This is a genomic window from Pseudoselenomonas ruminantium (genome assembly GCF_900142515.1).
GTDB lineage: Bacteria > Bacillota > Negativicutes > Selenomonadales > Selenomonadaceae > Selenomonas_A > Selenomonas_A ruminantium_D.
On sequence record NZ_FRBC01000002.1, the window covers coordinates 157,438 to 170,687 of the forward strand.

Annotated in this window: 13 protein-coding genes; all 13 read right to left on the bottom strand. The window is 48.7% G+C overall.

All coding sequences use genetic code 11. The features are described 5' to 3' along the window. Positions 1-2: 2 nt before the first annotated feature. The 13 genes from BUB68_RS01760 to fliR all read right to left on the bottom strand — a co-directional run bounded on the left by BUB68_RS01760 (position 3) and on the right by fliR (position 13,242). A complete protein-coding gene (locus BUB68_RS01760) occupies positions 3-734 on the bottom strand; it encodes a FliA/WhiG family RNA polymerase sigma factor (RefSeq protein ID WP_073088135.1) in 732 nt (243 codons plus the stop codon). A gap of 88 nt (positions 735-822) precedes the next feature. Further along, a complete protein-coding gene (locus BUB68_RS01765; RefSeq protein ID WP_073088089.1) occupies positions 823-1,209 on the bottom strand; it encodes a hypothetical protein in 387 nt (128 codons plus the stop codon). Between the two features lie 31 nt (positions 1,210-1,240). Next, entirely contained in the window at positions 1,241-1,726 is a 486-nt protein-coding gene (locus BUB68_RS01770) for a chemotaxis protein CheD (protein WP_073088090.1), read from the bottom strand. Between the two features lies 1 nt (position 1,727). Beyond that, on the bottom strand, positions 1,728-2,342 hold the full coding sequence (locus BUB68_RS01775; protein ID WP_014423714.1) for a chemotaxis protein CheC: 615 nt from the start codon (positions 2,340-2,342) through the stop codon (positions 1,728-1,730). A 21-nt stretch (positions 2,343-2,363) separates the two neighbouring features. Next, positions 2,364-2,825: a chemotaxis protein CheW gene (locus tag BUB68_RS01780; protein WP_014423713.1), complete on the bottom strand. Its 462-nt coding sequence runs from the start codon at positions 2,823-2,825 to the stop codon at positions 2,364-2,366. Between the two features lie 13 nt (positions 2,826-2,838). Further along, on the bottom strand, positions 2,839-4,938 hold the full coding sequence (locus tag BUB68_RS01785; RefSeq protein WP_073088091.1) for a chemotaxis protein CheA: 2,100 nt from the start codon (positions 4,936-4,938) through the stop codon (positions 2,839-2,841). Positions 4,939-4,959: 21 nt separating this feature from the next. Further along, positions 4,960-6,189 carry a protein-glutamate methylesterase/protein-glutamine glutaminase gene (locus BUB68_RS01790; protein ID WP_073088092.1) on the bottom strand — a complete coding sequence of 410 codons (1,230 nt, stop codon included), beginning with the start codon at positions 6,187-6,189 and terminating at the stop codon, positions 4,960-4,962. Between the two features lie 55 nt (positions 6,190-6,244). Then, positions 6,245-6,928: a flagellar brake protein gene (locus tag BUB68_RS01795; RefSeq protein ID WP_073088093.1), complete on the bottom strand. Its 684-nt coding sequence runs from the start codon at positions 6,926-6,928 to the stop codon at positions 6,245-6,247. 18 nt (positions 6,929-6,946) lie between these two features. Next, the gene (locus tag BUB68_RS01800) at positions 6,947-7,846 is read right to left on the bottom strand and encodes a MinD/ParA family protein (RefSeq protein ID WP_073088094.1); all 900 of its coding nucleotides are present in this window, start codon (positions 7,844-7,846) and stop codon (positions 6,947-6,949) included. 1 nt (position 7,847) lies between these two features. Further along, positions 7,848-9,263, bottom strand: coding sequence for a flagellar biosynthesis GTPase FlhF (flhF, locus tag BUB68_RS01805; RefSeq protein ID WP_073088095.1), 1,416 nt, complete (start codon positions 9,261-9,263; stop codon positions 7,848-7,850). Between the two features lies 1 nt (position 9,264). After that, a complete protein-coding gene (gene flhA, locus BUB68_RS01810; protein WP_073088096.1) occupies positions 9,265-11,352 on the bottom strand; it encodes a flagellar biosynthesis protein FlhA in 2,088 nt (695 codons plus the stop codon). A gap of 23 nt (positions 11,353-11,375) precedes the next feature. Beyond that, positions 11,376-12,497 (bottom strand): flagellar biosynthesis protein FlhB, encoded by a 1,122-nt coding sequence (gene flhB, locus BUB68_RS01815; protein ID WP_073088136.1) that lies wholly within the window; start codon positions 12,495-12,497, stop codon positions 11,376-11,378. Beyond that, the gene (gene fliR, locus BUB68_RS01820) at positions 12,460-13,242 is read right to left on the bottom strand and encodes a flagellar biosynthetic protein FliR (protein WP_073088097.1); all 783 of its coding nucleotides are present in this window, start codon (positions 13,240-13,242) and stop codon (positions 12,460-12,462) included. Before fliR ends, flhB begins: the two co-directional genes overlap by 38 nt. Between the last annotated feature and the right edge of the window lie 8 nt (positions 13,243-13,250).

Here is a 13,250-nt window from a genome sequence, read left to right on the forward strand (position 1 = left end):
TTCTATACCAAGCTCGCCTTCATCCGTGCCAGATATCCCCGCATGCGAAAGATTGCCTTCGTATGCAGCTGTGAAATCCTGGCCTCAGATAAATTAAGGATTAAGCTGATTTCTTTCAATGTCAGTTCTTCGTAGTAGTACAAGGCTACTACTTTCTTTTCTTTTTCAGGCAAGCGTTCAATAGCCGCTGCCAGTGTCTGCTTAAGTTCTTCTTTTTCCATGCGATCAGAAGGCCCTGGGTCTCCCGTAACAGGCGAATCTGCCCGTAAATAATCATCCAGGGGAATGACCGTTGCCACACTGATCTGTCCCTCTAAGGCAATAAGTTCCTTCACTGACATGGACAGCTCACTTGCCAGTTCTTCATCAGTTGCCGGTCGTCCTAACTGATTCTCCAAATCATACATAGCCTGTTCATAGCGGCGAATACGCTGCCTGATAGCCACAGGCAGCCAGTCCTTTGCCCGCAGATGATCCAGCATGGCTCCACGAATACGGATACCAGCATACGTCTCAAATTTATTTTTGCGCTCAATATCATACCGGTCAATGGCATCAAGCAAACCAAAAAAACCACTGGAGAGCAAATCATCCCTATCCACATGACTAGGTAGACTGATGGCGAGCCTTCCTGCAACCAGCTTGACTAACGGCAAATAATATTCAGCCAGCTGGTTGCGCAGCTCCACACTTTTATTTTTCAAATAATTTTGCCACAGGGAAGCGACATCCATCGCCGGCGCCTCATTTGTCAGTTCCAATGAATCCACCTAAGCGCCCTCCTCCCTTCAACATCCAGACAAAAGAAAAATCAAAATATTATTATTTGCCCAATTGCTCAGGCGATTTCATGCGTGTCAGATCCTCCGTGGACAGAGGTTCAAACTGCGCTGGTTCTTCTACTGCTGTTCCTCCTTCATTTACCTCCGGCTGGTCATCCCCGGCAGCAGTGTCTGTTGCCGGAGATGACGCTGCATCAACCTCCGCCAATGCTTCTTCATCCTTTGCTGCAATGAAATCATCAAAATCCAGAATATCCTTGGCGGCAAGAATCCTCAGCATAATGTAGACAATCAAGCCTGCGCTGATAAAACCAACTATACTGCGAAAAAACACTGTTATAAACCGCGCCTCGCTTGATAGTCCTGTAACCACTATCACTACGGCGGCGATAAAAGCGAATACTGCAGCTGCATATAACTTAGCCAAAATATTTTCACCTGCAAATCTAGTTTAAATATTAAATCTCTTTTTCGCCTTTATCAATGGTCTTAACCTTGTACCCCCCAGTATTCAAATCAATGGACACCGTGCGGCCATAAGTGCCGCCAGTATCCTCCGCTATGATCCTGATACCCTGCGCCTTTAAAATCTTCTTGGCGGCCTCAGCATTACGGCTGCCAACACGCATGATATCGGTAGCATTCTGGAAGGCAAACATCTGCGCTCCACCAGCAATTTTAGCTACCAGGCGCGTTTTGGAAGCGCCCAGAGCTAACACATCCTTGAGCATCAGCGGTAGTCCTGTATCTGCAAACTTTGCCGGGTTGTCCGTGGGACGGGCCTGCGTGCTATCGGGAAGCATGATATGCAAAAGCCCGCCGACCTTCGTCTGAGGGTCGTACAGTGAAATCCCGATGCAGGATCCAAGACCATAGCTGATGATTGTTGACGGAGCAGAACCAACTTTATAGTCGGCCATCCCGACTCTGATAAGATCTGCCATATCACTCAACTCCTACAGCTTTTATAATCGTCTCCAACGAACCTGGGTCAGGCACCAGAAAGAACTGGCCGTTAATACCATCATCCTCTGACAGGAATTCCGTTTCAATAACCAGTGCCTGATCGCCCATCTGTCCCAGCTGCGCCAGGACCACATTCAGAAGTGCTCCTGCCATATCCATAGCCAGGGCTGGTATAGATGGCAACATGGTAATCTTGGTAAAAGTAAAGAACGCATTGAGATACGCGCCAGATAAGATATTACCAATTTCCATCAAAGCGGATTCATCCATAAAATCCAGACTGTTCGTTTGCCCATGCGGTTTGCCCATCAAAGTATCCACCAGATAGAAGGCTGACTTCTGGGGCAGCAGGAACAAGATATTACTCGGCGCCTTGCCATAAACACGCAGGAAGATACCTACGACTACAGCATCAGGGCCGCCCACCAGATCCGGAACCACTTCCAATGGAACCAGCGCCACTTTAGGCACATTCATATCAATTCTCCGGTTGATAACCTGGGAAAGAGCCGTAGCTGAGTTCCCGGCACCAACGTTACCAATCTCACGCAAAGCATCCAGCTGATTGGCGGAAAGATTTAATTCTTCGGTCATAATCGACACCTCGTTTTTAATTTACTTGCCATCGCCAGTTGCACCAATAATTTCTTCCAAATTAAGCATAATGATAAGCCTGCCATCGACATTTCCAATGCCATTCAGGAAGCGGGAACCACTGCGGTCATTGGTAGCTTTCTTGGTATCCACAGTCTTGCTGCCAATGGTCAGGACTTCTGTCACTGCATCCACCAGCATCCCTACATGGAGTTCATCAATCGTCACCGTGACAATACGGGTATTTTCCGTATAGGGTGTCTCTGCCAATCCCAAGCGCTTCTTCAGATCGATAACTGGCAGTACCGAACCACGCAGATTGATGACACCTTTGATGAAGTCAGCAGCAAATGGAACGCGTGTAATATCGGTCATATTACGGATTTCCTGCACGTTCAGGATACTGACACCGTATTCCTCATCACGAAGCTTAAAGGCCACGACCTGCACTTCGTCATTCTGTTTGTTTTCTTCATTTGCCATGGTTACTGCCTCCTTACTGCTGCATCATCGTAGCCACATCGAGAATCAGGGCCACACGGCCATCGCCGAGAACCGTAGCACCAGAGAACATCTTGAGACCTGTAAAGAGGTTCCCCAGTGTCTTGATTACAATTTCCTGCTGGCCAATCAGGTTATCAACGACGATACCAGCTTTGGCTTCGCCGGCATGCACAACAACCACAAAAATCTCATTGGGATCTTTCACATGCGGAATCTGCAAGGTTTCCTCCATGCGGATGATGGGGATGATCTCACCGCGCAAAACAATGACTTCACGGTTACGCACTGTCTTGATATCTGTGGGCTGGATATTGATTGTACTATCAATTGACCCCAACGGGATTGCATAGATCTCTTCCTGCACCTTGACCAGCATAGCCTGGATGATGGCCAGCGTCAAAGGCAGTTTGATCTTGAATACAGACCCCTCATCAATCTTGGTTTCCACATCTACATGCCCAGACAAGGATTCAATCTTGCTGCGCACCACGTCCATACCTACACCGCGGCCAGAAATATCCGTAATCTTCTCGGCAGTGGAGAACCCTGGCAGGAATACCAGGCGGACAGCATCTGCATCATCCAGCTTGTCCGCATCTTCCTGAGAAATCATACCTTTTTCCACAGCTTTGCTGCGAATCTTGTTTGCATCAATGCCTTTACCATCATCTGTAACCATGATGACGACATTATTGCCTTCATGGCGGGCAATGAGCCCTACTTCACCGGTACGGGGTTTCCCCTTGGCTTCACGTTCATCAGGATGCTCAACACCATGGTCTAACGAGTTACGCAGAAGGTGCATGATCGGATCGCCAATTTCATCAATAACGGTACGGTCAAGTTCTGTTTCCTCGCCCTCAATGGTCAGATTGATTTCCTTGTTCAATTCCTTGGAAACGTCGCGGACCATACGCGGGAACCGGTTAAATACTGCGCTTACCGGCACCATACGGACCTTCATGACAATATTCTGCAGATCGGTGGTAACTCTGTCCATCTGTTCTAACGTCTCAGTGAGCTCTCCCAGACGATGTGCCTGACCGATCTGTTCCAGGCGGACTTTATTGATAACCAGCTCTCCCATGAGATTCATGAGCGTATCCAGTTTATCGATGTCCACACGTACGGACTGGCTCTGATGTCCCTTCTTGGCCGCTGCTGCCGCAGGTTTGGCTGCTGGTTTGGCTGCCGCAGGTTTAGCTGCAGGTTTGGCTGCTGGCGGAGCCGCCGGTTTGGGTGGTGCCGCCGCAGGTGCAGGTGCAGGCGCCGGTGCAGGTGCCGCTGCTGCTTCTGCCGTCTTATCCGGGTCAACGACCTCTACCACGATCTTTTCGATTTCAGAAATCGTGCTCAGAGCATCTTCCACGGCCTTCTTATCGGAACCAGTGACCATCAGGATATCAAAGCTATGCTCGAATTTTTCCTGTTCCAGATCCTCAGCAGGCGGCACTGATTTGATCACATCCCCCAGCTCGTCCAAAGCATTCATCACCATATAGGACCGGGCTGATTTCAGGAGGCAGGTCTCCGAGAGGGTTACCTGGACATGAATACCAATCATGCCACCTTCCTTGGCCTGCCGGAGCATATCCTTATCGGTATCGCCCAAAGGCATGCTGCTTATGTCTGCTGCTGCGGGTGCACTTTCAGCAGGTGCAGCAGCCTGTGGCGCTGCGGGTGCCGGAGCAGCTGCTGCGGGTGCACTATCGCCCTTGGAAATCGAGCTCAGCTTGGCTACCAGGTCACTTACATCTACCACATCTTCCGAATCACCACCAGCAACGCTGTCAATCATCTGCTCCAGTGAATCCAGGCATTTGAAAAGGGTATCTATGATATCTTCATCCAGTTTCAGCTGCTCTTTACGGATGAGATCCAGTACGTCTTCCATCTCGTGAGTCAATTCAGCAATCTTATTGTATCCCATTGTTGCTGACATACCCTTCAAAGTATGGGCATTACGGAAAATATCATTTACTACCGAGATATCTTCGGGATTCTCTTCCAAGCTTAAAAGGCCTTCATTTAAAGACTGTAAATGCTCGTGAGATTCATCCAAAAACATATCCATATACTGATTGGTATCCATTTGTATTCCCCCTATATCCTTCTATCTCTTTACAGCCTCAACGATAGCCTGAGCTATGTTTTCCACAGGTTTTATCTCATCCGCCAGCCCCGCATCCACTACCGCCTTGGGCATACCATAAACCACACATGTAGGCTCATCCTGCGCAATACTATACCCACCAGCAGCCTTTATTTTCTTCATCCCCTCACAACCATCACATCCCATGCCGGTCATGATGACTGCGACAAGGTTTTTGCCAATATCCGCCACCGAATCATACATGACGTTTACGGCAGGGCGATGATTGCCTACAGGAGGGTCCTGCCCTAAAACAATCCTGCGGCTGCTCCCTTCCTCTTTCACGCGGAGATGATGGCTCCCTGGTGCAATATATACCCACCCAGGTTTTATCATCTCCCCGTCTTCCGCTTCCTTCACAGAAACCTGCGATATCGAATCCAATCTGTCGGCCAGTGCTTTGGTAAACCCTGCCGGCATATGCTGGACCACCACCACGCCACAAGGCAGATTGCCCGGCAAACGGGTTATCACCTGCTGCAATGCCTGCGGACCACCAGTAGATGTGCCGATTGCCACCAGCTTTTTTGCACCGTTGCCGACACCGGACATCATTACCGGCGTCACCTTGCCAGCTGCTGGCGGCTGGGGTTTTCCCCGGGCCTGCAGTATCGGATTGACCCGTCTCACGCCAAAAGGGCTGCCTGAATTTTGCGACGGAGGTGTCGGCGTCGCCACACCTCCCGGCTTAAAGCCTTGGCGCTGTGGCAATTCAACCCTTTTCATGACAGGTACTGCGGGTACTGGTGTACTCAGAGCCGCCAATTTCTTTTGCGGCGTATACGCCAGCTTACGTACTTTCGCTTTAGCTGCATTACGGCACTTTTCCAGCAATTCATCTTCGATGGCATCCAGTCTGGAAATGCTGCCACCAGCCTTGCTGATGAAATCCACCGCCCCTAGGCTCAAAGCCCGTACTGTAGCTTCTGTTCCCTGTTGAGTCAGGCTGCTCAGCATGACCACTGGTGTAGGCTGCTGTTCCATGATAACAGCTAAAGCATTGAGCCCATCCATGACCGGCATGTTCACATCCATGGTCACCAGATCAGGACTGAGATCCTTCACTTTGTCGATAGCTTCCTTGCCGTTTCTCGCCGTACCTGCGACCTCAAAGTCTGACTGCTTATTGAATAAATCCGTCAGAATCTTTCGCATGAATGCAGAATCATCAGCGATCAAGACACGAATCATCCCGCTCACCTCTTTTATTATCCGGCATAAATCCCTTGCATCTGAATATTTTAACTTATTCTTTCAAACCTTTTGCGATATTGGCACGTTGCACAGCAAACAGATAACGTACAATCTGATTGATAAGGGAGCGTGAAAGGTGCTGGAAAGCAGCGCCTGCGTGATAGATCACCGTACCGTCTCCCCGTTCCACTGGCTCACAGCGTACCACTCTGCACATGATGTCAATATTGCCTGCTCCTGGTATTCCTGTCAGTTCCAAACTGGCATGGATATCGACCGGTATCGTATGGCTGAGTGCCAGACAGATACCACTGCCGCTTAAATCCACTACAGGCACGGTTTCGGCATCATGAATCGTACCATCTTCATCAACAATGCGAATTTTGGCTGTCATATTGACCTTGACCCGGACAAATTCCCGATTCTGAAAGCGTTCCACTTTATCCGGCATAGTGATATACCATACAGGAATCCGCTCATCCTTATGACTTATCCCCTTAAAGACGGTAAAAAAGCGATATCGGCATTGGTGGCCTACAGCCACTCCATAAACTTTCTCACCATCCCGGGGAATAACCGGAACCCCCTGCCTGGTCATAGGCATCGCCACTTCCAGCGTCTCATCAGCGATATCCTCAATGCGGCTTGCATAACGTTTCTCGTCATTTTCCACATAAAACTCAACCCGCTGGCCAATCTTCAATATATCTTTTGCCTTTAGTAATTCGCCTGCCATAATCAAGTTCCTCCATGTTTAATGCGCAAAATTAAATATTTGTCGCAAAAATCCTTTCCAGCCACGTTTAACAGTCATTTTACTGCCATACAAGATACTATTTACCAACCCTTGTATGCAACGAGACGCTATACTATTAGGATGAGCCGCCAAAAAAGGCTGCTGCTGACGCACTGACTTCATGACAGCGCTGTCTTCAAATACATATCCCAGGCAATCTATGTTCATTTGCAGGAAACGCTGCGAAGTCTGCTGTAATTTGACCACGACCTCACGGCTTTCTGTTTCATCATACACGCGATTCACAATGAGCTTGATATTCTTCTGCGCTGCATACATGCTATATGCCTTGAGCACTGCATAGGCATCTGTAAGTGCTGTCGGTTCCGGCGTAGTCACAAGCAGGACTTCGTCCGCTGCCAGGATGAAATCCATTACATTCTTGCCCAGGCCCGCACCTGTATCGATGAGAATGATATCCGCCATCTGCCCACAAGCGGTAAGTTTCTGTATCAGGCGCTGCCGTTCTTCATAAGTGAAATCAGCAGCTTTTTCAATCCCAGAACCACCAGATATGTAACGCACACCATATGGTCCATTCATGAGTACATCCTTGAGTTCTGTACCCTGTTCCAATAGATTCAGCAAATGTTTCTTCGACATGCTGCCCAAGATCACATCTACATTTGCCATTCCCAGGTCCGCATCAATCACCAGCACCCTTTGTCCGGCCTGCCCTAAGGCAATAGCAAGATTGACCGCAATATTGGTCTTTCCCACACCACCTTTGCCGCTGGTTATCGCGATTACCCGCGGTCCCATCGCCGACAGTGAAGGCGGACTGACCGGCTCTGCTCTCTGCGCTTCATATTCACTTTTGTCCACTAACTGACGCAGTCTTGCTGCCTGATCTACCATATTATTCCCTCAACAATAAGGCGGCTAACTTATCGGCACTGGCAGGCACAATATCATCCGGTACGCTCTGGCCATTGGTCATGAAAGACAACGCGATATCCTTATCTGCCAGCAGGTTGACAATCATGCCCAAACTGCTGGTTTCGTCCGTTTTCGTGAAGATCACCCGGCCAGGATCACAGACTGAAAACTTCTGCAAAATATCCGCTACATCCCGCATCTTGGTTGTGGCACTCATGACCAGATGCCTTTCAATCCGGGAATCCACTGCCAGGAAGTCCTGTAATTCCTTCATCTGATATTCATTATGCTGACTGCGACCAGCTGTATCTATCAGGATCAGATCCTTATCCCGATGCTTATGGATTGCCACCTTGAGCTCATCTGGAGAATACACGATCTCCAACGGCAGGCCAATGATATCCGAATACGTTTTAAGCTGTTCCACTGCAGAAATCCGGTAGGTATCTGCCGTGATCAACGCCACCCGGATATTTTTTTCCAGGACAAAGCGGGCCGCAATCTTAGCCAACGTCGTGGTTTTACCCACGCCGGTCGCACCGATAAGCGATACGATGCGGACACCGTGTTTGTTCAGTTTGATGCCCTCGGCAAAATTCATCTTATTTTCCAGATAACCTGCCAATACTGCAGGAGCGCGCTTATCCAACGAATCCATAAGCATATCGCCGGCGGCTGTCTTGGCGGCCATATCCTTCAGGATCTCCTCATCGACTTCCTGGCGGCGCAGAGCTTCCTGCAAGGATACCTCATCCTGCGGCTGGTCTTTACTCATCACCTGCGTCAGGAGCGTTTTCATCTGCGCCAGTTCTGCTTCCAGCTTTTGGATTTTTTCAGCAGCCTCCGAATCTGAGGCTATCATTACCGGCTGCGTATTGTTTGCGGGCGTCACGTCTTCATCTTCCTTTTGTCTATTGCTAATCGCTATATTTGCATGTGTTGCTTCATCTATTGTTTCAGTGGTCAATACCTTAACCGCCGGAGAATTGGAGCGCAAAGAAGCGCTGTCTGGTGGAATCAATGGCTGGAAAGCCGGTGCCGCAATAGGTGCTTCTGCCATGCGCACACCCGTTTCTGTACCATTGGTCTTATATTGGGACAATACGTTATTCGGCAATGGCGCTGCCTTGGATACCACATCCAGCTTGCTGCCAGCAGCCTTCTGCCTGCCGGAATCTCCCGGCAGGCTCCGCTTGGCCCGGGCTTTCATCGCACCATCGGATTCACTTTCCTCAATGGCAGCTGTCACCTCCACCACTTCCTTACCGTTATATCCCATAAAACCGCCTTCATGGTATTTCTTCGTATGCAGAATAACCGCATCGCGTCCCAGTTCATTCTTCACCTGTTCCATAGCTTCCTTCATCGAAGGTGCTTTCACTACTTTTATCTGCAACTTAAATCTTCACCACCCCAAGAATTTGAATCTCTACACTCTGTTCAATTTCCGCATGAGACAAAACGATAAGCCCTGGAACGGAACGCTCTATCAATTTACGGAAATACAGACGTACAGCCGGGCTGGTCAGCACAATCGGCTGATAACCCATATTCGTAAGTTTCGGCAGCTCTTCATTGAGTGCCGTAACCAGTTTTTGCATGGAATCCGGGTCAATGCTGACATAGGAACCATGCTCAGTACGCTGAACCCCACCGGCAATGCGGTTTTCCAAGGATGGATCCAGTGTGATGCAAGGCAAGGTACCATTCTGCACATTCATCTGGGTGATATGACGCGCCATGGCATGACGGACATACTCAGTAAGTATTTCTGTGTCCTTCGTAGCTCTGGCGTAATCAGCCAGCACTTCCAAAATGGTGCTCATATCACGGATGGAAATGCGTTCTCGCAGAAGGTTGGCCAGAACTTTTTGGATTTCACCCACATTGAGCAGTTCCGGTACCACTTCATCCACCAATGCCTGATTGGATTTTTTGAGATTATCGATAAGATTCTGGGTTTCCTGACGCCCCAGAATCTCATCGGCATGCTGTTTGATGACTTCAGTGAGATGCGTAGCCAGAACGGACACCGCATCCACTACCGTATAACCATTAAGCTCTGCCTGCTCACGCTCACTCTCCGGAATCCATAGAGCCGGCAAGCCAAAGGCAGGTTCTGTGGTCTCAATCCCCGGAACCTCCTCAAAAACCGTCCCGGAATTCATGGCCAGATAGTGGTCCAGCATGAGCTCACCCTTGGCGATCTCTATGCCCTTCAACTTGATGATATAAGCATTAGGCTTGATCTGGATATTATCACGGATACGGATAGTCGGCACCACCAGCCCCAATTCCAAGGCACATTGACGGCGAATCATCACGATCCGGTCTAACAGGTCGCCCCCCTGCCCTGTGTCTACCAATGGAATCAAAGAATAACCAATCTCCAATTCCATAGGGTCAACCTGCAACAGCGAGACAATATTTTCCGGCGTCGTGGCCTTTTTCTTCTCCTGTACCTTCTTCTCTTCCTGCTGGACCTCAGTCTTGACTTCCGTTGCCTGCTTCAGGCCTCGGCCAATCAAAAGACAGCCAATGGACAATGCTGTAAACGGCACCCCCGGAAGTCCTGGTACCAACGCAAAAAACAGCAGCACGCCAGATAAGATGAAGAAGATGCGATCATTATGGAAAAGCTGTCTGGTGATATCACTGCCCAGATTGCCTTCAGCCCCCGCCCGGGTAACAATAAGGCCTGTTGCCGTAGAAATCAGCAACGCCGGGATCTGCCCTACCAGCCCCTCACCTACAGTCAGAAGCGTATAGGTCTGCAAAGCCTGCAAGGCTTCCAAGTTCCGCTGCACCATGCCAATGACAAAACCACCAGCAATATTAATGATCATGATGATGATAGCAGCAATGGCATCGCCCTTGACAAACTTGGAAGCACCGTCCATAGCACCAAAGAAATCCGCTTCATGCTGAATCTTTTCACGACGGACTTTCGCTTCTGCATCCGTGATGGCTCCCTGATTGAGGTCCGCATCAATAGACATCTGTTTACCAGGCATAGCATCCAAAGTGAAACGAGCAGACACTTCAGCTACACGTTCTGACCCTTTGGTTATAACAATAAAATTGATTGCTACCAAAATGATGAACATGATAAACCCGACAACAGGATTACCACCAACAACGAAATTACCAAACGCGGTGATTACCTCTCCTGCATAACCGTCCAACAGAATGAGACGGGTCGAAGAAATATTGAGTGCCAAACGGAATAATGTAGTAATCAGCAGGATGGATGGAAATATCGACAGATCCAGCGCTTCCTTATTGTAGATTACAGACATCACCAATAGCAAGGCTACCGTGATATTCAAGCAGATCAACATATCCAACAGCAAAGTTGGCAACGGGATAATCATCATGACAACGATAGTCACGATGGCAACTGCCAGCATGATATCACTGTATTTTTGAACAAAACTGCCCTTCCCCAAGGGATTGGCTGGGGCAGCTGCCTGTTGTACAGCCATAATGCCTCTCCTTCATAAAACAATCATGCCCGTCGGCGTTTTTTAAGACGGTATACGTAGGCCAGGACCTCAGCCACTGCCTGATAGAGTTCAGCTGGCACACTGCCCCCTACCTCCACAGCTGCATACAAAGCACGGGCCAGAGGTTTGTTTTCCACAATCGGTACGTCGTTTTCCCTTGCCAGCTCCTTGATACGTCTGGCCACCAGATCCTGCCCCTTGGCCACCACCAATGGAGCCACCATGGTTTTATCATACTTGAGCGCTACCGCGAAATGCGTCGGGTTGGTAACAATGACATCCGCTTTTGGCACTTCCTGCATCATGCGGGCCATAGCCATCTGCCGTTGTTTCTGTTTGATCTTCCCTTTGATCTGCGGGTCACCTTCAGACTGCTTTGCTTCATCTTTTACTTCCTGCTTGGACATTTTGAGGTCCTGCGTTGTCTGCCACTTCTGATAAGCATAGTCAATGAAACCGACAATCATGATAACACCTACTACCTCGAAAGCCATCTTGAAGATGATATCGGATATCTGCGCCAGGCTGGTAGGCAAATCAAAATAGATGAACTGCGGCATCTCCATCAGGTGATCACTCAAAAAATCATACAGGAAAAAACCGATAATAGCGATCTTCATCAAGGATTTGAGCAATTCCATCAAAGAGCGCTTGGAAAAGATACGTCCAAAACCATTGATGGGGTTCAATTTATCCGGCTTGAAACCAATTGCCTCTGTATTGAAGTTCAGCCCCACCTGATACAAATTGATGGCCAACCCCATAAACATGATGGCAATCATGATGGGCAATGCCGTCTGAGCCAAAAGCTCAATAATACCAATAAAGATACGAATGATGTTCTCTGTATCAACCGGCTGGTTCAAATGAGAAAATATATAAGCAGTATAGGTGGCTATTCTTTGATAAATAGACTCCCATAAAACCTTCAGGATCAAAAAGCCCATAAGCAGGACAAAGGCAGCACTCATATCCGTACTGCGTCCCACCTGGCCTTTTTTCTTAGCGTCAGCCCGCTTTTTTGCTGTCGGCTCTTCGGTCTTGTCATCCCCTGCAAAGAGCTGCAGATCAAAGACGAATGCGCTTCTATTGCAAGGCTTCCAGCGCAATGGTGATATTTCCATACATTTCATTGAACAACACATCCAGAAATAAGACGTAGAATGGCAGCACCATGGTCAAGATCAGCATGCCCACGGTCAGCTGCATCGGGATGCCCACCACAAAGATGTTCATCTGGGGCATTGTACGCGCCAATATTCCCAAACCCACATTTGTCAGCAAAATGGCGAAGGTCACCGGCATCGCGATCTTCATGCCGGTAAAAAAAATTCCTGTCGTAAAGCGCGCGATAATCAGCGGCAATGACAGATTCATCTCAGCTCCTAACAGTGGCACCAGCTTAAAGCTTTCGAATAATGCAGATATGATCATATGGTGCCCGTTCGTAACCACAAAGACAATAATAGCTAAATTATAAAGAAAACTTCCGATAAGCGGCATCTGCTGACCGGAAGTCGGATCCATTACATTTACCACGGCAAAACCGGCCTGCATATCCATCACCTTGCCTGCAAAAGTAATCGCAGCAAAGGAAATATAAGCTACAACCCCGATAAGCCAGCCTACAAAAAGTTCTACAAGAACTGCTCCGATGTAACCCAATACCGTAGCCGGTGCCGTAATCCCCTGAAAATTATCCACTACAGGAAAAAGTACCAGCGTAAAGGAAAAAGCAGCAGCTGCACGGTAATACACAGGAATATTCAAGCTGCCGAAGAACGGCGAGATGATGAAAATTCCGCTTACCCGGGTAAGCAACAGTAAAAACACCGCCGCATGACCTTGCAGAAGCTCATAAAAATCCATAGCCCGCT

Bases quoted from the DNA above. Each gene is read 5' to 3' on its own strand.
- BUB68_RS01760 (WP_073088135.1), bottom strand. From the start codon at position 734: ATGGATGTCGCTTCCCTGTGGCAAAATTATTTGAAAAATAAAAGTGTG.
- BUB68_RS01770 (WP_073088090.1), bottom strand. From the start codon at position 1,726: ATGGCAGATCTTATCAGAGTCGGGATGGCCGACTATAAAGTTGGTTCT.
- BUB68_RS01775 (WP_014423714.1), bottom strand. From the start codon at position 2,342: ATGACCGAAGAATTAAATCTTTCCGCCAATCAGCTGGATGCTTTGCGT.
- BUB68_RS01780 (WP_014423713.1), bottom strand. From the start codon at position 2,825: ATGGCAAATGAAGAAAACAAACAGAATGACGAAGTGCAGGTCGTGGCC.
- BUB68_RS01785 (WP_073088091.1), bottom strand. From the start codon at position 4,938: ATGGATACCAATCAGTATATGGATATGTTTTTGGATGAATCTCACGAG.
- BUB68_RS01790 (WP_073088092.1), bottom strand. From the start codon at position 6,189: ATGATTCGTGTCTTGATCGCTGATGATTCTGCATTCATGCGAAAGATT.
- BUB68_RS01795 (WP_073088093.1), bottom strand. From the start codon at position 6,928: ATGGCAGGCGAATTACTAAAGGCAAAAGATATATTGAAGATTGGCCAG.
- BUB68_RS01800 (WP_073088094.1), bottom strand. From the start codon at position 7,846: ATGGTAGATCAGGCAGCAAGACTGCGTCAGTTAGTGGACAAAAGTGAA.
- flhA (WP_073088096.1), bottom strand. From the start codon at position 11,352: ATGGCTGTACAACAGGCAGCTGCCCCAGCCAATCCCTTGGGGAAGGGC.
- flhB (WP_073088136.1), bottom strand. From the start codon at position 12,497: ATGGAAATATCACCATTGCGCTGGAAGCCTTGCAATAGAAGCGCATTC.
- fliR (WP_073088097.1), bottom strand. From the start codon at position 13,242: ATGGATTTTTATGAGCTTCTGCAAGGTCATGCGGCGGTGTTTTTACTG.